Origin of the sequence: Moorena sp. SIO3E8 (assembly GCF_010692445.1) — a bacterium.
Classification (GTDB): Bacteria; Cyanobacteriota; Cyanobacteriia; order Cyanobacteriales; family Coleofasciculaceae; genus Moorena; species Moorena bouillonii.
The window spans coordinates 94,836-116,432 of sequence record NZ_JAAHHM010000010.1; the positions used below are offsets into that span (position 1 = coordinate 94,836).

Annotated in this window: 24 protein-coding genes; 6 read left to right on the forward strand and 18 right to left on the reverse strand. The window is 44.8% G+C overall.

Going from position 1 to position 21,597, the window contains the following annotated elements:
• Positions 1-20 precede the first annotated feature (20 nt).
• The 8 genes from F6K46_RS06760 to F6K46_RS06795 all read right to left on the reverse strand — a co-directional run bounded on the left by F6K46_RS06760 (position 21) and on the right by F6K46_RS06795 (position 5,694).
• On the reverse strand, positions 21-2,369 hold the full coding sequence (locus tag F6K46_RS06760) for a HEAT repeat domain-containing protein (protein WP_293062222.1): 2,349 nt from the start codon (positions 2,367-2,369) through the stop codon (positions 21-23).
• Between the two features lie 96 nt (positions 2,370-2,465).
• Positions 2,466-2,759: a hypothetical protein gene (locus tag F6K46_RS06765; protein WP_293062220.1), complete on the reverse strand. Its 294-nt coding sequence runs from the start codon at positions 2,757-2,759 to the stop codon at positions 2,466-2,468.
• 39 nt (positions 2,760-2,798) lie between these two features.
• Positions 2,799-3,557, reverse strand: a complete 759-nt coding sequence (locus F6K46_RS06770; RefSeq protein ID WP_293062266.1) for a phosphoadenylyl-sulfate reductase — start codon at positions 3,555-3,557, stop codon at positions 2,799-2,801.
• 502 nt (positions 3,558-4,059) lie between these two features.
• Positions 4,060-4,254: a hypothetical protein gene (locus F6K46_RS06775; protein WP_070395662.1), complete on the reverse strand. Its 195-nt coding sequence runs from the start codon at positions 4,252-4,254 to the stop codon at positions 4,060-4,062.
• A gap of 140 nt (positions 4,255-4,394) precedes the next feature.
• Positions 4,395-4,523 carry a hypothetical protein gene (locus F6K46_RS06780; protein ID WP_293062218.1) on the reverse strand — a complete coding sequence of 43 codons (129 nt, stop codon included), beginning with the start codon at positions 4,521-4,523 and terminating at the stop codon, positions 4,395-4,397.
• Positions 4,524-4,754: 231 nt separating this feature from the next.
• Positions 4,755-4,904 carry a hypothetical protein gene (locus F6K46_RS06785; protein WP_293062216.1) on the reverse strand — a complete coding sequence of 50 codons (150 nt, stop codon included), beginning with the start codon at positions 4,902-4,904 and terminating at the stop codon, positions 4,755-4,757.
• A gap of 28 nt (positions 4,905-4,932) precedes the next feature.
• The gene (locus tag F6K46_RS06790; RefSeq protein WP_293062214.1) at positions 4,933-5,412 is read right to left on the reverse strand and encodes a cupin domain-containing protein; all 480 of its coding nucleotides are present in this window, start codon (positions 5,410-5,412) and stop codon (positions 4,933-4,935) included.
• A 141-nt stretch (positions 5,413-5,553) separates the two neighbouring features.
• Positions 5,554-5,694, reverse strand: coding sequence for a hypothetical protein (locus F6K46_RS06795; RefSeq protein ID WP_293062212.1), 141 nt, complete (start codon positions 5,692-5,694; stop codon positions 5,554-5,556).
• Positions 5,695-5,715: 21 nt separating this feature from the next.
• Here F6K46_RS06795 and F6K46_RS06800 point away from each other — a divergent pair, with 21 nt between their 5' ends.
• Complete coding sequence (locus F6K46_RS06800; protein WP_293062210.1) at positions 5,716-5,940, forward strand: hypothetical protein; 225 nt, start codon at positions 5,716-5,718, stop codon at positions 5,938-5,940.
• On the opposite strand, the gene F6K46_RS06805 is transcribed toward F6K46_RS06800, so the two are convergent.
• The 8 genes from F6K46_RS06805 to cofG form a co-directional block, all read right to left on the reverse strand.
• Entirely contained in the window at positions 5,876-8,146 is a 2,271-nt protein-coding gene (locus F6K46_RS06805) for a zinc metalloprotease HtpX (protein ID WP_293062208.1), read from the reverse strand. The two genes, F6K46_RS06800 and F6K46_RS06805, sit on opposite strands and share 65 nt — an antisense overlap.
• Positions 8,147-8,343: 197 nt before the next feature.
• Positions 8,344-9,024 (reverse strand): 2OG-Fe(II) oxygenase family protein, encoded by a 681-nt coding sequence (locus F6K46_RS06810; protein WP_293062206.1) that lies wholly within the window; start codon positions 9,022-9,024, stop codon positions 8,344-8,346.
• A 57-nt stretch (positions 9,025-9,081) separates the two neighbouring features.
• Positions 9,082-9,468, reverse strand: a complete 387-nt coding sequence (locus F6K46_RS06815; RefSeq protein WP_293062204.1) for an aminotransferase class I/II-fold pyridoxal phosphate-dependent enzyme — start codon at positions 9,466-9,468, stop codon at positions 9,082-9,084.
• Between the two features lie 518 nt (positions 9,469-9,986).
• On the reverse strand, positions 9,987-10,820 hold the full coding sequence (locus F6K46_RS06820) for an aminotransferase class I/II-fold pyridoxal phosphate-dependent enzyme (protein WP_293062202.1): 834 nt from the start codon (positions 10,818-10,820) through the stop codon (positions 9,987-9,989).
• Positions 10,821-10,934: 114 nt separating this feature from the next.
• Positions 10,935-12,248 carry an RNA-guided endonuclease IscB gene (gene iscB / locus F6K46_RS06825; protein ID WP_293116873.1) on the reverse strand — a complete coding sequence of 438 codons (1,314 nt, stop codon included), beginning with the start codon at positions 12,246-12,248 and terminating at the stop codon, positions 10,935-10,937.
• A gap of 420 nt (positions 12,249-12,668) precedes the next feature.
• Positions 12,669-14,060 (reverse strand): transposase, encoded by a 1,392-nt coding sequence (locus F6K46_RS06830; protein WP_293053985.1) that lies wholly within the window; start codon positions 14,058-14,060, stop codon positions 12,669-12,671.
• Between the two features lie 139 nt (positions 14,061-14,199).
• Positions 14,200-14,637 (reverse strand): SET domain-containing methyltransferase, encoded by a 438-nt coding sequence (locus tag F6K46_RS06835; RefSeq protein ID WP_293053988.1) that lies wholly within the window; start codon positions 14,635-14,637, stop codon positions 14,200-14,202.
• A gap of 356 nt (positions 14,638-14,993) precedes the next feature.
• Positions 14,994-15,992: a 7,8-didemethyl-8-hydroxy-5-deazariboflavin synthase subunit CofG gene (gene cofG, locus F6K46_RS06840; RefSeq protein WP_293053991.1), complete on the reverse strand. Its 999-nt coding sequence runs from the start codon at positions 15,990-15,992 to the stop codon at positions 14,994-14,996.
• A 55-nt stretch (positions 15,993-16,047) separates the two neighbouring features.
• On the opposite strand from cofG, the gene F6K46_RS06845 reads away from it, so the two are divergent.
• Positions 16,048-16,209, forward strand: a complete 162-nt coding sequence (locus F6K46_RS06845) for a hypothetical protein (RefSeq protein WP_293079679.1) — start codon at positions 16,048-16,050, stop codon at positions 16,207-16,209.
• On the opposite strand, the gene F6K46_RS06850 is transcribed toward F6K46_RS06845, so the two are convergent.
• The gene (locus F6K46_RS06850; protein WP_293053994.1) at positions 16,206-16,835 is read right to left on the reverse strand and encodes a helix-turn-helix transcriptional regulator; all 630 of its coding nucleotides are present in this window, start codon (positions 16,833-16,835) and stop codon (positions 16,206-16,208) included. The genes F6K46_RS06845 and F6K46_RS06850 overlap by 4 nt on opposite strands.
• Positions 16,836-17,254: 419 nt before the next feature.
• On the opposite strand from F6K46_RS06850, the gene F6K46_RS06855 reads away from it, so the two are divergent.
• From F6K46_RS06855 to F6K46_RS06870, 4 genes are all read left to right on the forward strand, one after another.
• A complete protein-coding gene (locus tag F6K46_RS06855) occupies positions 17,255-18,316 on the forward strand; it encodes a hypothetical protein (protein WP_293053997.1) in 1,062 nt (353 codons plus the stop codon).
• 64 nt (positions 18,317-18,380) lie between these two features.
• Positions 18,381-18,590, forward strand: coding sequence for a hypothetical protein (locus F6K46_RS06860; RefSeq protein ID WP_293054000.1), 210 nt, complete (start codon positions 18,381-18,383; stop codon positions 18,588-18,590).
• A 680-nt stretch (positions 18,591-19,270) separates the two neighbouring features.
• Positions 19,271-20,350: a photosystem II q(b) protein gene (psbA, locus tag F6K46_RS06865; protein WP_293054003.1), complete on the forward strand. Its 1,080-nt coding sequence runs from the start codon at positions 19,271-19,273 to the stop codon at positions 20,348-20,350.
• A 337-nt stretch (positions 20,351-20,687) separates the two neighbouring features.
• Positions 20,688-20,822 carry a hypothetical protein gene (locus F6K46_RS06870; protein WP_293054006.1) on the forward strand — a complete coding sequence of 45 codons (135 nt, stop codon included), beginning with the start codon at positions 20,688-20,690 and terminating at the stop codon, positions 20,820-20,822.
• Between the two features lie 585 nt (positions 20,823-21,407).
• On the opposite strand, the gene F6K46_RS06875 is transcribed toward F6K46_RS06870, so the two are convergent.
• A partial coding sequence (locus F6K46_RS06875) for a hypothetical protein (protein WP_293054009.1) occupies positions 21,408-21,597 on the reverse strand: 190 nt, incomplete at its 5' end.

The following is a 21,597-nucleotide window of genomic DNA, read 5'->3' on the forward strand; positions in this document are numbered from 1 at the left end:
CCAGGCATTTACTTAACTAGTCAATCCTGGCTTCTCTGCCCGATTTTTTTTAGAGCATATTCTGCACTTTCACGCACAGATGATTCGGGATCACCCAGGCATTTTTTTAACGGATTAATCGCTACTTTGTTACCAATTTTTCCAAGAGCATCTGCCGCACTTATCCGCACAGATGATTCGGGATTATTCAGGGATTTAATTAATGGATCAATCGCTACTTCTGCCTTAATTTTACCGAGAGAATCTGCCGCATTTATCTGCACAAAATAGTTATCATCATCTAGCAATTTAATTAACGGCTCAATCGTCATTTCTGTCCCAATTTCCCCGAGAGATTCTGCCGCTCTTCCACGCACAGATGAGTCGGGATCATCCAGGGATTTAATTAACGGCTCAATCGTCATTTCTGTCCCAATTTCCCCGAGAGATTCTGCCGCTCTTCCACGCACAGATGAGTCGGGATCATCCAGGGATTTAATTAACGGCTCAATCGCCACTTCTGTCCCAATTTTGCCCAGAGCTTCTGCCGCCCTTTCACGCACAGATGAGTCGGGATCATCCAGGGATTTAATTAACCGGTCAATCGTGGCTTCTGTCCCGATTTCCCCCAGAGCAGATACCGCCATCTTCCGCACAGAATAGTCGGGATCATCCAGGGATTTAATTAACCGGTCAATCGCCACTTCTGTCCCGATTTCCCCCAGAGCAGATACCGCCATCCTCCGCACAGAATAGTCGGGATCATCCAGGGATTTAATTAATGGTTCAATCCTGGTTTCTGTCCCTATTTTACCTAGAGCAGATGCTGCACTTATCCGCACAGATGGGTCGGGATCATCGAGGAATTTAATTAACGGGTCAATCGTTGCTTCTGTCCCTATTTCCCCTAGAGCTTCTGCCGCACTTATCCGCACATATAAATTCTTATTATCTAGGGATTTAATTAGCTCAGGTATTGCTTTTTCTGATTGAGTTATTCCCAACAGCTGAACCTTAAGAGATTTCGGAACGTTTAACCGAGCGACCAACCCGACAGTATCTTCCTGAAACTCCGGTTTTACTGCTCCTGCTAACCTCGCTCCTAGTTGACGATCAACATCTAATCCTAACCTTACTACCCGCTGGGCTTGGGCTTGATTGTCTACTAATTGCAGCATCATGACCAGAGGTTCTGTCCATTTCCAATAATTGAAATAGTTTTGTTGCAGCTGCTGATCACTAAGACGTGGTAATTGCTTCAATAAATATTCTGCTGTATAGTATTCTTGGATTATTGGGTGTCGAAACTCAATCAACTCTCCTGATTGTTGAATCAAGTGATAGTTAAGTAAGTCATTAAGCCAAGTCTTGGCACAAATATTAGGATTAACAACAGCTTTCTTAAGTAGATAATTAGTTAAAATTTCTTCGGCTTTGGTCTTGGAAATAGCAACGCTTATCTCCTCGGGGTTATTCCCTGTTGTCATCACAAACCCTAACTGTTCCAGCAGCTCAGGCCAAAATTTTCTTGATTGATTATCGGAAACCTTAACATCTTGCTTGATTTTATCAGAATAGAACTGGGTAAATGAGCGAAACACTAACCCCAGATTGGACGGTATCTCTCCCCTATCCTGAAACAGGGAACATAGCATCATCAATAGTAGGGGGGTTTGCCCAAACTCCCGTAAGCGATCGCCCAACTGCTGGAGCATTTGCTCTCCCTTTTCAGGCAAATACTTTCGGACAAACTCCGATATTTGCTCTGCACTCAAGGGTTGCATTTCCAACTTCTTTTCAATCCCCAAGTCACCACCAACTCCTAAATCCCTAGTGGTTAAAATCATGGGAGTATTTTCCTGGTAATCCTGCCGAAACTGAGTCAAATCTAGGCGTGCTGCTTCTGACGGTAGCTCGTTCACGCCATCGATCAGTAGCAAGAATTGTCCCTCAAACAGTAGTCTTTCGATATCGGTAGAGTCGAGGAGTACACCATGGCGCTTGATAAAATTCCGCACTAACTCCAGCACCGATGTCTGGTAATATCGCAGTTCCACCAGCACCGGAATCCCTTTTATCCCCTTATCTGCCAGCAATTGCACTAAAGCAGTGGATTTGCCTGAACCGGGACGTCCCACCAGTAAGACATGGTCAGCAGCATACTTCCGCAATCCTTCTAGAACAGGCAATCGTTCAGTTTCTTCCCGATTCTGGTTTCTTTGTGGCTGCTCCGACTTGATGGTTTCGACCATTAGGTCAAAGTTGAACAGCATGGGGGTCTGTTGCTGTTGCTTGCGCTTGCGGTCTTCGACATCGCTTAGGGTATAAACTTGCCACCTTTGGGCGTAGGTGTTACGGATTGATTCTAGATAGGGATCCCAATTGACCATGTTGAAGGTTGAATGGGGTTAAAGGTTTAATCGGGTTGAAAGTTGAAGGTTAGTTGGTTGTTCGCGTAGCGTGGCCAATAGGCCAAGGTTGTTCGCTTAGCGTGGCCAATAGGCCAAGGTTATCAGGATTGAACTAGAATGCGTTCGCGTAGCGTGGCCGTAGGCCAATCGCATCTGTGATAGATAGTAGCAAACTGGCTTGATGCCTGTTCTACCTATTAGTTGTAGAGGCACTATTGCCATAGTATGCGTTCGCGTAGCGTGGCCGTAGGCCAATCGCATCTGTGATAGATAGTAGCAAACTGGCTTGATGCCAGTTCCACCCATGATTTGTAGAGGCACTATTGCCATAGTAAGCGTTCGCGTAGCGTGGCCGTAGGCCAATCGCATTCTAATTCCCTACTCCCTACTCCCTACTCCCTATTAAAATTAAAGCGAACTAGAATCAAGACTTGCAGCTTCACCAGGAGTTTCAGGCAAGTGTATACCACACTCTTGCTTAAGGCCATGAAAACGGGTATCCCGTTCATCCTGATCATCAAAGGATAAAGGTCGGCTGGAATGCCAATCACCGACGGTTGTATAACCCTCATCAAACATAGGATGATAGGGTAAGTCATGAGCTGTCAGATACTGATAGATATCCCTAGAGTGCCAGTTAAGAATTGGCAAAATCTTGTGCTGCTCTCCCTGCTTGTTAACCCAGCCCATCGTCTTGCGGTGGTCAGTCTGTTGCTTGCGCAATCCTGCTAACCATCCCGTTGCGTTCAGTTCCCGCAAAGCGCGTTGCATCGGTTCCACCTTGCGGATCTGGTCGTAGCGGTTGAGGGATTCCACATCCTGCTTTTCCCAGAGTCTGTCATACAACGCTTCCATCCGTGCTGGACTCATGGCAGACTGGTACACTTTAACATTCAAGTTGAGCCGTTCGATCAACTCCTGGGCAAATCGATAGGTTTTCACCGGTAGGTAGCCCGTATCTACCCAAATTACTGGTATATCTGGCACCACAGTAGTGACCAAGTGCAGCATGACCGCTGACTGGATCCCAAAGCTGCTACTCATCACTAAGCCATCACCAAAGGTTTCAGCTGCCCATTCTACGATTTTGGTAGGGCTAGCCTCAGCAAGTTGCTGATTTACTGCTTCCAAATCCAGCTCAATTTGGTTTGATGTCACCCCGGTCATGGGCTCTAACTGCTGAGATTGAGGCTGATTTGTTTTCCCATTCCCATCGAAGTGATCAGGGCTTTCGATAGGTGCAGCCTGTTGATTTCCAGAAGCTTGATCAGAAGCGATCAGATTCAGTCGCGGCATGGTGGTAGTATCTTGTTTGTACTCTGGATATATTGCTATGGTAGTTTATTCGTGAATAATCTCTTTGGGGAGAGGCAAGAGGCAAGAGGCAAGAGGGTGGGGAGTGTGGGAAGTGTGGGAAGTGTGGGAAGTGTGGGAAGTGTGGGGAGTGTGGGGAGAGGGGAGATGAAATTAATGTGTAGTAGTAATTTCCAGAATTGGTATAGGCTCGATCATACTGATGAGGTATAGTCAATTTTATTACCCCTAATCCCGATTCCCGACTCCCGACTCCCGACTCCCGATTCCCTACTCCCTACTCCCTACTCCCTACTCCCTACTCCCTACTCCCTACTCCCTACTCCCTACTCCCTACTCCCTACTCCCTATAATCCTAAGAGTCTTCTTCAGTGATCGGCTCCCCGATATCAAAGATAATCACAAATTGAGCATCGGGCATTAGCCGTTTCAGAGCCTGCATATGACCCTCTGCATCGGATCGCTTGCGGAACCGAGCAACAATTACTCTTTGCATCTTGGGCAATAGGCGCACCACCACCCATGGATGTAGGCGTTCAGCATAGGACATAATCTAATGTATCTCCTGTTATAAGGGGTTCTAGAGCCAGCCTTCAGCCTGGAATATCTTCAGGCTGGCTCTTCCCGTTTAACGTTTAACGTCTGGGGCAATTTTATGATAACATAAAAAAACCACTATTATAACATATTTTAAAAACTTTTGTAACAAATTTTGGAGGGAATCGGGAATCGGGAATCGGGAATCGGGAGTCGGGAATCGGGAGTCGGGAGCCGGGAATAGAGACTCAATGGAGAATTTCTAGATAAGACCTCTTGCAAAAGTAGTTTTCTGATAGTGTTTGCGTCAATTCTTATCCACTGTTCCCTGTTCCCTGTTCCCTGTTCCCGACTTCTGCAAGAAGTCTATATAAAAAAACCAGCCATTGACAGGGGCTGGTGATACTTGCTGTGTTGGGAGGAGAAAACCTAGGGCCAATACGCTTACAGTGTGCCTTTATCCCTGGCTGTGAGCTCAAGGTCTTAAGGACGTAGTGGTCCTCTGGTAATCAGTTATGTAAATAAATGTAACGAAGATTTTAGAATCACGCAACATTTCTTAATAGTTTTTTTACGGAGTCGGGAGTCGGGAGTCGGGAGTCGGGAGTCGGGAGTCGGGAGTCGGGAGCTTCCGAGCAAGGCCAACGGCTGACCGCTGACCACTGACCGCTGACCGCTTACACTTTATTCTTCATTTTTCTGGATCGATTAAAATAGTTTTTGGTTGCTCAACATCAAATAGAGAAGCCGACAGGAGAATAACTGGTTTGTTGGTTTTGTTTTCACCATAATGAACCATTCCGCTAGATTCAACTAGAGAATCTCCAACCGTTAGTTGTGTAGTCTGCCCTGCTTGCATAATTAATTCTGTGCCATTAGCTTTCCTTACTTTAGCCTCTCCTTTCACAACAGTAAACGTTAACGTGCCAGCCTCTACTAGTGCAATTTGCATGCCGGTATGAGTATGAGTAGGGAGTTTTGTTCTAGGTTTGATGGTATGGCGAATAAGTTGCAGAATTTCCTTTTTTTCTTGATTCGGATAACCACTACCTAACACTTCACTGGTAACCGATTGAGTGTAACTATTGGGTGAGGATGTTTCTTGGCTGTTAACAACTATACATCCAAAAGTTAAGATAGCTAATGGTAAAATTATAGACAGTTTTTTCATACTATAGTGTTTGGATTTGGGTTGTGAATACATGAACTAGAAACATTGTCTAGCAACTATGATCCCAGTGATTGATCCGTTCTGCGACCCTGCCCACCCTACATCAACTATGGTCGGCAGTGATTGATCCGGTCTGCTTCACTATTCTGATGGTGGGCAGTGTCTAGCAACTATGATCCCAGTGATTGATCCGGTCTCATGCACTGCCCACCCTACATCTACTGCCGACCCTACATCTATATCAACCCCATCCGATGGTGGGCAGTGTTTAGAAATTATCATCCCAGTAATTGATCCTGTCTGATGCACTGCCCACCCTACATCTGCCCACTGCCCACCCTACATCAACTTCCCGATTCCCGATTCCCGATTCCCGATTCCCGATTCCCGATTCCCGATTCCCGATTCCCGATTCCCGATTCCCGATTCCCGATTCCCGATTCCCGATTCCCTCGTAATAATTTCAGGCTCCTACTTGGAAAATCAGATAAGCGCCGGATAGGGCTGCTACTGTGGCGAGGATGGTAATCCAAATCGGATAGTAGCTGCGAATTACTTTATCGTCTTCGATACTGATGGTTTCAATATCAATCCAGGGATTAACACCCCGACGAAACCAACCAGTGACGATTACATTCTGGTTAACTAAATTACTAACACGGGTGGGTTGAGGTAGGATATTACCTAGTGGTCCGAGATAGGAACAGTAATTTAGTCTGACTAAACCTGTTGAGGTTTGTAATATTAAATCTTGTCCGAGCCAATTGCGTAATCCCGAACGTCCTAATAGTTTTCCGCTTAAGATAACAGGACGACTATCGGGAGGTAGGGTAGCGTTAGTGGCGAAATAATCTCCTAAGTCGGGGTCAGTACCGATATTAGTAGGTTTGAGGTCGGGAAAGTAATTATTAATCCAGAGAAAGACACTGATACTAAAGGCAATTAAGATACAAGCATCGATAAAGGAATTGGCATTATGTAGCCAAATTAACTGCCAAATGTCGAAGAGGTCAGACAGTTTACCAATTATCCAAAGTATCCCTCTTAGGGCTGCCCCCATTATTACTCCAAAAATTAGGGTACTTTGTAGCAGGGGTAAGGCTTTGTAACTGTTGCTGAGTTTAGAGAAAAATTCAGCTCGATTGCGACTGGCAGGAATTAGGGCGGGTAAATCTAGTTCCGGATTAAGCTTGAGAAAGTGGGCATAGCGCTTAGGTAAATGTAAGCGTTCTCCCAGTAGGGGATGGGCAGAGTTGATGATTAACCAGTAGCGGTAGGGATTAGTACAGTCCCATTTTAAGATGTCTTCAAAGGGGGTGGTGGGGGAAAAACTGCCGATAACTATGGCTTGCTGATAACCGACGGGCAGTAAGACATCAAAGCTTTCTAATAGCCCACTGGTTTGGCCGGAAATTTGGATGTCTTCGCTTATCCCTAGGGCAATTTTTAGTAAGGCGCGGGTCAAGCCATTGGGATTACCTGTGGTTGAGATGGCGATGCGATCGCTATAGTAAACTCTAGCTCTAGATAACCATAGCAGCGGTAAGCTCAATACCCAGTAAATGCTGTAACAGAGGGAAGCAACAGTACCGGTAATTCCTAAAAGGATTGCGCTTAACCATCCCCTAGCACCAGGTAATTTAACTAGCAGTAATTCCTTTAGCTTCTCTGCCCACTGAGGGATTTGCCAATAGATAGTGTAAGGGATTTGAATAATTAGTACCCCTAGGGACATCAAGATGAAATCCCGATTGATAATATGTCCTAGCTGACCAGCGTAGATGTTGGCAATTTCATCATCTTTGAGCTGGTCTAATAATCCCTGACTAACTACAATGCGAGCAGTGCGAGGTAAGTTACCATAGGTCAGGGCTACGGTGGCGTCTGTGGGTAAGACTTTTAAGCTCGGTAAGGGCAGACGTCGTTTGCGGCAAACCTTTTGGATGACTTTAGCGGATTCTGGATGGCGGGAAGCTAGTTGAGTTAGGGATAACGGTTCAAGACCATGAAACTGTTTTAGCAATCCATCCATTAACCACGGCGATAGGATAAATAGGATTGCTATGGTAATTCCTACGGCTAGGGTTGGGTCACGGTATAACAATTGGAAGGGTTGGAACCACGGTAACTCTACCAAGATGGAATTGATGGTTTCCATGGCGAATTCGACGCTTAAGCGCAGTAGCCAGAAAAATGCGATCGCAACCGTGATTGCTACTAACCACAACCGTTCCATCTTGGGAGATTTCAGGGGATGCCAATGCTGTGCTCGTCCACAGTTGCGCCATCGAGGACGAGGAGTGTAGAGGGTGGGAATATCCGGGGGAGAGTAGGGAACTGGTAATAGGGAAGAAGATGAAGCAGTCTGGTTTGGTTTACGGCTCAGTTTCAGTGGGCTAGACGCCTGATCCTCTAGGGGAGTAAACCCTGTGGCATCAGTAGGGGATTTAGCAGCAACAGGATACTTGGTAATTAACTCAGCCTCAGTTTTAGCTGCCCATTCCTGTATCTGGGGGTCAGGGTGTTCCCTCAGGTGTTGGCAAAGTGCGATCGCTTTTTCTGGCTGACCATGCTTAGGATAAGCCTGCACTAGGGATTGAGAGGCTTCCGTCACAATGGAGTCATCCAACTCCATCTCACAGACACCTTCTAAGTGTGCGATCGCATCCTGGTAATTGCCCTGTTTCAGAGCTTCTAGACCAGCTGCCAGAGTTGGATTAGGAATAGATGCCATGAGGTTTCTAGTAGTTTGTCCCTATCTTCCTCTAAGATACCCTTGGGCTACAGATTTGATCTCAACATACCTCGCAGCATTAGGGAATTCCGTAAACAAAATACCAATTAAAGCAGGGTGGGCAAAGTTCTTTTATCTATAAAACAAAAAAAAAACAAAATGTTTTTGCCCACCCTACATGCTGATCGCTGTTTTGACTAGACCGGGATTAAATTACCCCAAAATAATGCTTTCGAGGAATCATATCCTCGAACCCGATGAATGTTTGCTTTAATTGCTTCCTTAGTTAAATCCTGCAAAAGCGTGCCTGCCTGAACCATCAGGTAACCTTCCCGATCTGGAATAGAAAACCAGCCATACTCTTGTTTGTAGCCTTCAAACCCTGCAATCGAAATTATAATCGTAATTAAGGATCTATCCTTATGAGGTGCAATCGAAATCTCTTCGGAATCGACCTTTTTGATGTATTTCATATACTCTTCTTCTCGATCGTAAATATACAACCCATAGTTTTCTTGTTGTGAAAATTCTTTTAAAAATTCTTCCGGGTATCCTAAAGCACGAGAGATGATGTCCAGTAGCTGGTTAAAAAAATCAAAGTATTGCTCTGTCGTTGTAATTTCTCCCACTTCAAATCGGCTATAAGTTCCATGAAAAACCGAACCTTCACCGGTGTAGGCATCTTCTCCGTAATACACCTCAACTGAATCCTGGAGATTTTCTAGATCTTGATCTATTCTGACTCTAGCTTCAATCGGATCCTTAACATAAAAAAAACCAAACTGATTCAGGTAATCTCTTACTTTATCGATGAGATTCGCTTCTGTTCCATCCAATTCATCAATTATCGGATATCGTTCGAGTTCAATAACAGTCATAATTCAACTCCTTATTTTTGTTATTTTCCAGATCGAAAAGGCGCGATTACTGATCCATCAGAAATTTTTTACAGCCGCTTCAATCTCCTCTCTCGGTCCTAATGCCACCAAACGCAAGTATCCTTCTCCACAATCCCCAAACACGGAACCGGGGACGCCCACAATCCCGGTCGATTGCAACATTTTTTGAAAAAACTGCCAGGATGACAAGCCTTGGGGTGCCTTCACCCAAACAAAAGGACTATCAATGCCACCAAAGCACATTAGCCCCGTTGCTGACAAACCCTCTCGGAGCAAGCGAGCATTTTCCAGGTAATACTTTACCACCTCCTGACATTCTTGTTGCCCTGCTGGGGATAAAGCAGCGATCGCTCCGTGCTGGGCAATATTGGCCGTACCCCAAAACTTAACAGCATGCCGGAGCCGCCACAAATCATTTAACAAAACTCGCGGAATTCCCCACCTTCTTTCAAGGTGGGGATGGATAGCGAGACGACGGCTTGTTGCGAATCGTGCTATAATGAAGTTGGTCGATGACCCGCCTGACTGACTAAAAGGCTACCTTACAAACGGTCTAATATTCTGTAAGTTTTTAGACCTACAGGTGTACAAAGTACTAGCAGAGCTCAGGGTCAGAAGTTACCGCAAGAATAAGGCAGCCTTTATGGTTGGTCGGCTATGGGTAAAAGGGTTAAAACTTTATGATTAAGGCTGCCTTATTCTAAGGTTTCGTCTCCGGGAAGAGACAAGCCCCGGCTGGTTGACCACAGAGTCGTAATTCCAAGGTGAGTCTGTCGAGAGAACTATACGTCTGCGGAAGGCGGATGTCTGCCTGTGGACGCTGAGTAAGACCAATTCCAGCAGGCGCGCGCCTCTGGTTGAGGCTTCGGCGGATGAAGCGGGAAACCCAAAAGACGAATAAGACCGTCCCTGATTTGAGTTGAGTATGGGAAGCCCCAACCTCAGCGAAGCAGGTTGGGGTACTTCACTTCTCCTGGCACTGTATTTTTAATGGTTAGCCCTTGAGGAATAACGCACCACCCCACCCTCAAACCGGTGAAATTTGCCGATTTGGAAAAACTGCCAATTTCAATGGCGCATTCTTTGGCCCCTTCGATTTCATAAATACTCTGGGGTATGTTTGGGGTCGTAATAAATGCGCTGTAAACAGCATCGAAAATAATTACAGCTTGGTGACTTCTGGCATAGTCCACAAAAGCTTGGAGCTGTTCGGGAGTAGCAACCGCTCCCGTGGGGTTATTGGGAAAGCACAGATAAATCAGATCTACTTTTTCATCCGGAAGCTTGGGCACAAAATTATTGTCCTCGCGACAGGGCAAGTTTACCAATGGACGACCTGCGACTAAGGTTCCTTCCACAAAAGAGGGGTAAGTGGGGTTTTGTACTGCTACTGTATTATCTGGAGCAAACAGTTCTTGAATATTTACCGAAACCGATTGAGCGCCATCGCTGATAAAAACTTCGGACGGATCGATGTCCATTTTTTTCTGGTAATAGTCGGCACAAACTGCCGATCTCAGGGCTGGATTTCCGGTAATATCTTCATAACCCGTATAAGTTTGGCGATCGCCCAAGCGATTTGCTGCCTCTACTAAAGCCCGCACCACTGTAGGTGGCAAAGGCTGAGTAGTGTCACCAAAAGCCATCATAAATAGTTGTTGTTGTGGATGGCTTGCTCGATAGGCTTCAACCTTACCCCAAACTTGGTTAAAAACGATTTCGGTATAGGTTTTTCCTCCACTTAACTGACTCAGAGATAAATTTTTAGTAGCCATCTTGAATACGGGAAGGGGACTCCCGTTATAAACGTTAGTTTTAGCGGGAGGGGAATTCCCGCAGATTAACAAGTTGTTCGCGTAGCGTGGCCTACGGCCAGCGATAGCGAATCGTTATTGATTAGACATATATTCATAGCCGTCAGCCTTGAATATTGTTTTTAGATACTTTGGATGCACATCAATCTTTCTGTCAGATGCCTGTTCGCGTAGCGTCGGCTTTGCCGAAAGTACAAAGCTTGGACGATAACGAATGGCGATCCGACCTGTATACTGTCCGGCGTATTTCCCTTTTTTGATATCAGCTTTGACGATATCTCCTGTCTGAAAACCTTTGAAAAACTTAGCAGAGGGAGCATGAGCCTTTGGGAAACCGTATTTATTTGGTCGGCATCTTTGACGAACACCATGACCTTTGGCTGTAACTGTTAGTGGCTTCATTCCGTTTAGTAATAATTTTTTAGGAGTAGATTTACCCACACAAATAGCATCAGTCCAATGAGTCTTCTCAATACCTCTGGTTTTTCGGTTGAACTTGGTCAAGCCACCAGTACCTGTCTCAACAGGCAGCCCAGTTAGTTTTAGTCTTCTCCATAATTCCCAACGGGTTGCGTTGACGGCTGCTGCATCTTTCAAAGGGGTTTTTGCTTTGGCTAATACCTTTTTGAGAGTTTCCGGTTTTTTTATTAAAAATTTCTCAATCGGATCATTGCCTTTTTTCTGATTACAGCACCGACAAGCAAGAGTCAAATTACTAACTCGATTACTACCACCTTTTGACTTTGGGATAATGTGCTCAACCTCTAAAGGTGTATCAAGAGCGCCACAGTAAACACAGTTATGCCCCCACTTAGCAAGTAGATACTCTTTCACCTCAAACCCAAATAGTTCACCGTGTTGATACTCGATCCCTGACACTTCTGGATTTTGCATTTTTTGAGTATCGAATCGCACCAACTCTTGAGATATTGCTGCTATGGGGCACAGTTTTATTAGTCGTCTAGTCCAAGTTTCAATATTGAGTACTTGACTCATCAATGATGGAGGCAACCAACCTTCTGGGCGCTTTCGGTTGAGAAAACGAGGTTTACGATAACGAGTCTTTCGACTTCTCCTGCCTCGCCTTAAAGCTCTTCTGGATTCCAAAGAATTTTTGATGTTCTGCCCTCGATGATTGATTTCTAATGCGCTTGTTACCTGTCCAGTGTGTTCTTGGACGACAGCAATTCCGGTTGTTTTTGAACCAGGGTCTATTTTGATTCTGTGTGGATGAGTGACAGAATTATCGATACTCCTGTCCTGCATGATGATAGTGAATGGATAACGCTTGAATACTTTAGCTCTCCCTTTTTTGAGTAATTCTCTAGCTCGCGCTGGATGGCACGGATCTAAAGGTTGTTTATTTTGATCTAGAACGAAAACTCGCATTACTTTGAACACTCCACAAGTGGGTAAAGTTTGCCTTGACAATGTTATAAGAGCTTGAGAGGCTAACAACACTTCCTTAACTCATTACAGATGTTTAATTGCTAGCAACAGAGCTGAAGACTGGCACGCATCTACAGGTGTTATGACTCAAATAACGTAGACCATTATTAGGTCTCAGTCTGGTCAACTATGAGCTTTTTCAAGCTCCCGCTATAGTCCGATAGGACTTAGCGGTGAGTTGTTGACTGAATCGGAATGGATAACAGATGAGTAACTATCGCCTTGGTAGCATCTGCACCAAGAGCTTTAGCATTTTTTTCGTGAGGGCTCAATCGCCCTCAACACTAAATGATTTATGGGTTATATCATGTCTAGGCTAAATTCCTAGCTTTTGCTCTATGTACTCCGAAAGTTGATAGTTTATGAAGCTTCTCCCACCTGGCTATCGCCGAGGTGGGAGTGTCCTATGCACACCTTAGAACTACGAAGCGTCCATAAGTCACACAGACAAGCCCAGCTTCTAGGCGGTCGTCCAGAACTTTTGCTGGAACGACCCTCGTTGTCATTTCTGCGAACGAGCTTAAGTACACCTCTAGCCCCGATGTTGTAAGCGCCATTAAGATCGGCATTGAATAGCTTAGCTGAAGGGAAGGTTGCTAGGGCATAATTCCTTGAATCACGTCTAACCGTGCCAGAACCGTCATAGGCAAGCTTTGAAGTATAGGCAGCTACAACTTCTATTACCTTTCCACCCAACTCAGTCCACTTCATCTGTGTAAAGTCGCGAATTTTTGCTTTGAGCCATCCGTGAAACCTTTGTCGTAGATTAGACCGCTTCCTTCCACCTTTTGGTTTCCATCCTTTGAGGTTCTCAAATACGACCGCTTCAGAATTAAATTGTTCAGCAATCTCAACAATTCGCTTTGAGACAATGTGACCAATTTGGGTGTTGATTCTTTGGCATTTTTGATAGGTTTTAGAACAAAAACCTTTATGAAGTCTTCCGCCCTTACCCATAGTCTTAGACGCCCGCATAGATAAGGATTTTAGTCGTTTGTCCCGACGGTCTATGTCTCTCCCAGGATGTATAAACTCCCTGTGGATTACAGTGCCGCTATGGGTCACAACTGCTATTGTTGCGGCAGTGTTAATTCCCAGATCTACCGCAGTCACATTGGATTCTGGTTTCCGTTTTTCTGGCTTACAAGTAAACGGAACCGATAAATGACAAGCCCTTTCATTGAAAATCAACGAAGGGGACATCATCTTGTTACTGGCACAGGCGTGCCTTTCCCTCAGACCAGCAATTTGAACAGTAGTCCAAACCCAGTCTGAACCGTCAAAAACCTTGATTTCGGCTTGATCAAAACCATGTAGTTTATAGCATTGGCCTTTGTACAAGGCAGGATAACAGCCAGTATCAGCGTTTAGTTTTGGTGGCTTGCTATCCCTCCTTTTTCTTGTACCCGACTGCCATTCGCGGTAGCGGGTTACATAACTACTAACCTGACCAGCAGCAAAGGAGATCGCAGCACGACGGTAATAGCTAGGGAATTTGTAAAAAGATTTGTTAAATTGCGCGTATTTGATGTTAGGACGTTTGGCTGTTTTATGCATCAGCCTCTCAACGGCAGGGGTTAGCTGATCAGCTGTTAAACACCCCAACTCAGACCAATGAGTATAAATAATTCCGACCAAATACCGACAAGCTTGGCGATACACTTTAATCGTCTCCCTGAACAATGTCCTTTGAACGGAAGTCACATTAAGCTGCCATTTGTCAGTTCGTATGACTTTGGTCGGCGTTTTCACTGGTCTAATAAACTTTCCTACACTTAATATCTTAGCTTTTAAAAGATTGGACGACAATTAAACAATCAGTGTTCCAGGTTTGTAGTAATTACTATTGGCGTGGACTAACCCCCACCTGAACGAGGTGGGGGAATGCGTCTCACGTCCTGTTCAAAACCTCTAGGGGTAAGTGGGCAGCACCTTGAATGTATTCCAGGCAATTTTCACTTCCACACATACAATCAAATCCCCGATCCATAGACCATTCCGTTGATGGATAAAAGAATGTGAATTCTTCTCCTATTTCTATTTTTCGGAGTGCCCTAACCACCATATTTTTAGTATCGAAGCAAACATTGGGATCGCAACTATGATTTATGTATTGCAAAAACTCGGGGTCGAGCATAATATGTTGGTGATCGCTAATTTTGACGGTTAAATAGTTGGGGCGATCGAGGACTTCTTTAGGGCCAAAATTATGGATGAACTGTCCGGGCATAAACTCGACGGTGGCATGTAGGGATTTGCTCCCAGTTTTGGGACACTCGCGGATTTCTGCAAAATCTTTTACGTTTGTTATTTGTCCAGTAACCTGCATTAATCTCAATTCTCGGATAACTACAATCTCTAATTTACTTTTGGGGATAGACGTTATTGATTGTTGCCATATTTTAGACTATTTTGCGTTCTAATATATGGTAAACTTATCAAAACTTAGCTCTGATTGCTCAAAACTGAACTTGAGTTTTATGGTCACTGCCAAATCGTTATACATTCTAATATATCATCTATCGACAAGGTTAAATAAAATAAAGTCTAGGCATATGCCTGGCATGCCAACCTAATTGCTCCCTTGGAAACCACACCAGTTGCAAATGTAACTCCCCATCTTCCCATCTGCTCACAGCTCCGACACTTCCGTGTTCAACACGTCTACCAATTACCCATAACCAATTACCTATCATCAATCCGCCATCTCTCAACCACTTGTCGCAATCGCGCAGGTAACCAACTGTCATACTTAGGATAAACTGGCAAACGCGCTACTAACGTCCATCCAGCTGGTTCGATCACGTCTCGCAATCGATAACTATGGGGATGAGGATAATCGGGATTCACCTCATCCTTGGGACTAATTCCTCCTAAATCCCGTGCGCCAGCCTCCAAACAAGCTAATAGAGCAGAAGACCGTTGAGGCAATTGCCCAACAGTATCAACTAAATTGGGAGGAATTTGGATAGTAATATCCAAGGGCAAAATCTGACGGGCCTTCCGAATCACCTTTAGCAGCTGATTAATCCCGAAAGACTGACTATGAAACATTTCTGTAGTGCCCTGACTATAAGGTTGCAGGATGACCTCTTGGATATGACCATACTCACCATGAATTTGTGCGATCGCATTTAAACTTTCCCACCAATCCTCCTCACTCTCACCAATCCCCAACAACAAACCGGTCGTAAAGGGAATCCCCAATTCTCCCGCCCATTGCAACTGTTGTAGTCTAACTTCTGGTATCTTACTGGGAGCATAGCAATGAACGGTTTTGAGCAACTCCGGTGTCAATTGTTCCAACATCAACCCCATAGACACATTCACCTGCTTGAGTGCCGCCATCTCCTCCCAACTCAAGGGTCCAACATTAGTATGGGGCAAAAATCCCAGAGACAAAGCCAGGTCACACAAATCATAAATTCGTTGAAACCAAGCTTTGCGCCGTGAAGACCTAGGATGAACCTCACCACTGAGAATCAGAATTTCACAAACACCCTGAGACTGAAGCAACCTTAACTGATTTTCAGCATCCTCCAGAGTCAACCAAGGACTGCTACCCGGTTCAGCACGAAAATTGCAGTAGCTACAGCGATTAAAGCATTCATAAGTGGGAACCAAAGTGTAGGCAGGGCTGTAGGTAATGATTTGGGAATCAGATTGGCAATCAGAAACGTTCATAGGAAAAAACACCCGCGCAAGTTAGAAGTCAGAAGTCAGAAGTCAAAAGTAAGCTATGACTAAGTTTCGGAGTTTAGGAATGTCAAACATCTTAATGCGTAGTGCTATATCAATGTTCCCTGTTCCCTGTTCCCTGTTCCCTGTTCCCTATTCCCTACTCCCTACTCCCTACTCCCTACTCCCTACTCCCTACTCCCTACTCCCTACTCCCTATTAGCTACTAACTAATGCCTGTTGTTTAGCATAAATATTTTTCATATGCTTCTTAACAGTATTGGTAGTAATATAAAGCCGAGCCGCAATTTCTTTGTAAGACAGTTTAGCTTTCTTAAGCAACCAAACTTCAGCTTCCCGGTTAGTCAATCCATATTTTTTAGCATCAGTAATAGCAGCATTATAGCCAGAACTATGGCGATTCTCTAGAGTGACTAACAGATAATGCTGTGCTTGATTATCCAAGACTAACCATCTGACCCTAACTCGAAACTTTAAGGAATTATCCGTTTGGATTTCCGACTCAAGAATCATTTTTTGCCCAGAAAACCAATCGCAACTATCAATTAACCCTTCGCACACTCGCCAAATTGACTCAGGGATAGAACTCATCTGTGACTGATATTGACAGAGTTGACGACAAATGCGACGCCCACGTTCATTAGCATGAACCCACTTTCCTTGAGACGTCAGAATCAATACACCGTCAACAAACCCTTCAAGAATAGCTTGTAGAAGGAATTGAGAGTTTTTCGATTGTAAACTAGAAATTTTAGACTTATTTTCTGAATGACTGAGCTGAGCGAAACTTTTAACTTGCTGGTTAATCTGGGACTGTAAGCTATACATGTTGAATCTCCTTCAATACCCATAACGCATGCGAATTACCCAAGAACTCTATACAGAGATGGCTGAATTGAGTAACTCGTCGTGGCTTACTTATACAGTCATTTTTATAGGCGAACTCCTGTAGCTACAATGAGCAAGCTACAGATTTCCCAAGTTCGTTGCATTTGTTTGCAATCAAGGGTAGCCGGGTGAAGGGACCGGAAGGAAGGTGAAGTTTTTCGACAGTTATTGGTTTTTTATTTGTTTTGTGGAGTGAAAATCCGAAATTATACTCTTGAGGGGTGTTGCTATATATATATATCTCTCAATAAATACCATTAGATTACGGCAATGTGTAGAAATCGTGAATGGGCTAGCTAAGCCAAGTCATGAAACTACCTTGCCACAATTTTGTCACTCTATTACATGATCCATGAGCAATGAATCCAGCATTTATCGATGAGTGGTTTCCAGATGAGTTACAAGACAACTATATATATAAACTGATCAACCCACGACGGGTCGGTTTAACTCGCTGTCGGGCAGAGTATTTCGTGCGATTGTGGGCTTATCTACTCCTCAAGCAACAGGAATTGAGTGGTCGCTTAAGAAAACCCCTTAGCCAATTGACCATACCGAAAGGGTTTGTGCCCTGTACTAATCGAGAAGCGGCAGAACTGTTCTATGCTAACAAAGACCGAGGAAGCGATCGCGCTGCTGGGATGATGATTGATATCCTAGTGGACCTCGGATTAATTGAGAAACTCTTTGATGGCAATACGATTTGTATCAGAATTCGCCCTGTTGCCCATTTAACATCATCTAACCCATTAGCTGAGGCCATACAGTTCCAAGTTGATGGCTTTAATCCCCGCACTGATGCTGTGATCGTGGCGAATTTCTTGGCTCGCAACTACAACTGGATGAGTAATACAACCAATTATATCCCCTTCAAAATTACCAAGCTGCTACGGAGCTGGGCACATCAATACCCCAGTAGTATGCGAGTGCTACGTCGCTGTGATACCTCTGCTCCCGTTGGATTCTATATGCTCTATCCCACCGCCAGTGAGTCTGAGGAAAAATTCTTCCTTCCCCCTATCAATAGTCTCTATTTGAGTTCCAGCTCCACTATCGACCCCCTAAAAATGGCTACCCCCGGAAATCCGGATTGTACTTCGGTCTTAGTCAGGAGTTGGATGATTGATACTCCTTATATAACTCACCAAAATGTGTGTCGATTCCTGGAGGATGTGCAGCAAACCCTAGTGGGTATGGAAGCTGATTTTCCGAACCTTTGGGATTTATACGCCATGACCATCCATCCCAGTTATCAAGAGCTGTCAATGGCGATAGGATTTCAGAAAATCGGTGATCAGACCAATTCCTCTGTGTCATGGCTGTATACATCAGTAGACCAATTTTTGAATCTAGCCATGGAAAAGGCCATATCAAAACTGGAATTTAGGTGCCATGGCGCTGAATCAAGACTGACCGGGTGACAAGCTGCTTGAAAATATCAATTTAATAGTTTGGTGGAACAGGCATCGTTGTGGAACCGTCAAGTTGCTGGAATCTGCATATTCGTGGAACGGGCATCTTGCCCGTTTCATTTTCCGGCGAACAGGATGCCCACCCCACAGGCATCGTGGTGGAACAGGCATCGTGGTGGAACGGGCATTGTGGTGGAACGGGCATCGTGGTGGAACAGGCATCGTGGTGGAACGGGCATCTTGCCCGTTTCATTTTCCGGGCTATAGCGCTACGCGCAAGTGAGAAGTCAGAAGTCAGAAGTCAGAAGTAAGCTATGATTAAGTTTCGGAGTTTAGTAATGTCCTAATCTTAATGGGTAGTGCTATAGCAATTAAGTATTACGGTGGGCAGTGCATCAGACAGATAATAAAGCTTGCAAAGGGCTTTGCTAGGCACTGCCCACCCTACGATTCTCTACATCTGGTGACAAAAGCGATCGCACCTTTTTTATTAAGTAATGTTAAGTTGTTATAGCAGTCAATCAGACAGATTCAGAAGCTTGTCATAGCGTTGGTAGGCAGTGCCCACCCTAGGATTAATCCCTAGGATTAATCAAAATTTTCCCAGCTCTGAGCAATCATTGACTAAAGCAATCACTGCTATTTTTGTTAAGCAATGTTAAGCTAATATAGCACTGGATCAAACGGATTAACCAAGCTGGCCATATAATGGCCTAAGTCTTGCCCAGTATAGGATTAATACCTTTGATTCATCCCTCGTATTAAGCAAAATGGTGCCAGCTTTCAGTAATCATTAACGAAAGCGATCGCATAGTTTTTATTAAGTAGAGTTAAGTAGTTTTAAATAAAGTTACGATTAAACCCCGAAAATGTATTTATCTTCAGCATTGTATTAGGATAAATACAGACAGGCAAAACAAGCCTGCTGAACCTAGATAATCTAATAAACGCAATCATCCGAACATGACTACCACATTAAACCAGCGTAACGCTAACGTGTGGGACCGGTTCTGCGATTGGATCACTTCCACCAACAACCGCCTTTATGTAGGCTGGTTCGGTGTACTGATGATCCCTACATTGCTAACCGCTACCATCTGCTTTATCATCGCCTTCATCGCTGCTCCTCCTGTGGACATCGATGGCATCCGTGAGCCTGTTGCTGGCTCCTTGATTTATGGCAACAACATCATCTCTGGTGCTGTTGTTCCTTCTTCTAACGCCATTGGCTTGCACTTCTACCCAATCTGGGAAGCAGCTTCCTTAGATGAGTGGCTCTACAATGGTGGTCCTTACCAGCTAATCGTCTTCCACTTCCTTGTTGGTATCTTCACCTACATGGGTCGTCAGTGGGAGCTGAGCTACCGTCTAGGCATGCGTCCTTGGATCTGCGTTGCTTACAGCGCTCCCTTGGCTGCTGCTACTTCTGTGTTCCTAATCTACCCCATTGGACAAGGTTCCTTCTCCGATGGTATGCCTTTGGGAATCAGCGGTACCTTCAACTTCATGTTCGTGTTCCAAGCTGAGCACAACATTCTTATGCACCCCTTCCACATGCTGGGTGTAGCTGGCGTATTCGGCGGTTCACTGTTTAGTGCTATGCACGGTTCTTTGGTGACCTCCTCCTTAGTGCGTGAGACCACCGAAACCGAGTCTCAGAACTATGGTTACAAGTTCGGACAAGAGGAAGAAACTTACAACATCGTTGCAGCTCACGGCTACTTCGGTCGTTTGATCTTCCAATATGCGTCCTTCAACAACAGCCGTTCCTTGCACTTCTTCTTAGGTGCTTGGCCTGTAGTAGGCATCTGGTTTACCGCTTTGGGCATCAGCACCATGGCGTTCAACCTCAATGGCTTCAACTTCAACCAGAGTGTTATTGACTCTCAAGGTCATGTAATCAACACTTGGGCTGATGTACTAAACCGCGCTAACCTAGGTTTCGAGGTAATGCACGAGCGTAACGCTCACAACTTCCCTCTAGACCTAGCTGCTGGTGAAGCTACTCCTGTTGCTTTAACTGCTCCAGTTATCAACGGCTAATCTAAATTTGGCTTAATTGGCTGAGTTTGAGAAAAGCGCTCTCCGTTTGGGGGGCGCTTTTTTGTTTTTATATAAGGGGAATCGGGAATCGGGAATCGGGAATCGGGAATCGGGAATCGGGAATCGGGAATCGGGAATCGGGAATCGGGAATCGGGAATCGGGAACGAAAAAGCTACCCAAGACTGCGCTGCATCCCTTGACCGATCAATCCTATTTGAACATCTAATTTTAAAACACTATATTTAACTGAAAAAGCTGAAGGTAAAGTTGGTAATTTACATCCAAAGTGACTTTGATCTTTAGAACACCTACTTGATAAGCTGACGTGCATTTAAATTGGTTTTTCCCCGTTCCCTACTCCCTACTCCCTACTCCCTATTCCCTGTTCCCTGTTCCCTATTCCCTATTCCCTTTACTATAGACAACAAGCGGAGATTCTGGCAGAATTGCTGGCTGCTGCAATTCATCTGAATGTTCATTGTGGAGAGGAATTTCAGACGCTAATTGCCCAGGAGATGGAAAAATTACCGGATGATGATGAAGAGGAGTAGACCCGGTGGGTGGAACAGGCATCTAGGTGGAACAGGCATCTTGCCTGTTACAATTTCCAGGCGGGCTGTCCCAACCCTGGCTACAAGGCTGAAAATGAGGGCGAGCCCCTCAATAAAGCACCACTAGCAACATTTGCTGTCACAATTTATACAAACTAATAGGCGCTTACCCTGCTAGTGTCATCACAACTGACACCAGATTTGCAGCGCTGTCACCTCTGTTAGATTCTTGTATTTCCTTGCTGGAATCTAGGGGTTGCTGAATTAAAGTATGAAGCGCGATCGTTTGGTTTTGCTAAAGCCCCCTAAATCCCCCGAGCGAGGGATTGCTCGCTCGGGGGACTTTGAAACTCTTGTTCCCCCCAGAATTGGGGGGCTAGGGGGGCGAAACCATACCCAAAATCAGCAACGCTGGAATCTAGGGGTTAGCTTGTTATATCTGTAAGTCTTTTTCGGTTTATCTTGTCCAAATTATTTATAAACACACCATGAGCTTTATGTACAATCAATCGGGTGTGATTTTTGTTGTGTTCTTGCTCATATTTCCGGCTAAAAATAATGGTATTCCGTAAGCATTCAGGTGATGGGGTTGACAAAAAGGGAAGGATGAGTAGTAGTGTAGAACCATGGAAATCAAACCGCCAGCTATCCCAAATAGCTTTGAAGCTCTGGAACTGCTGCCCCAATCAGTTCTG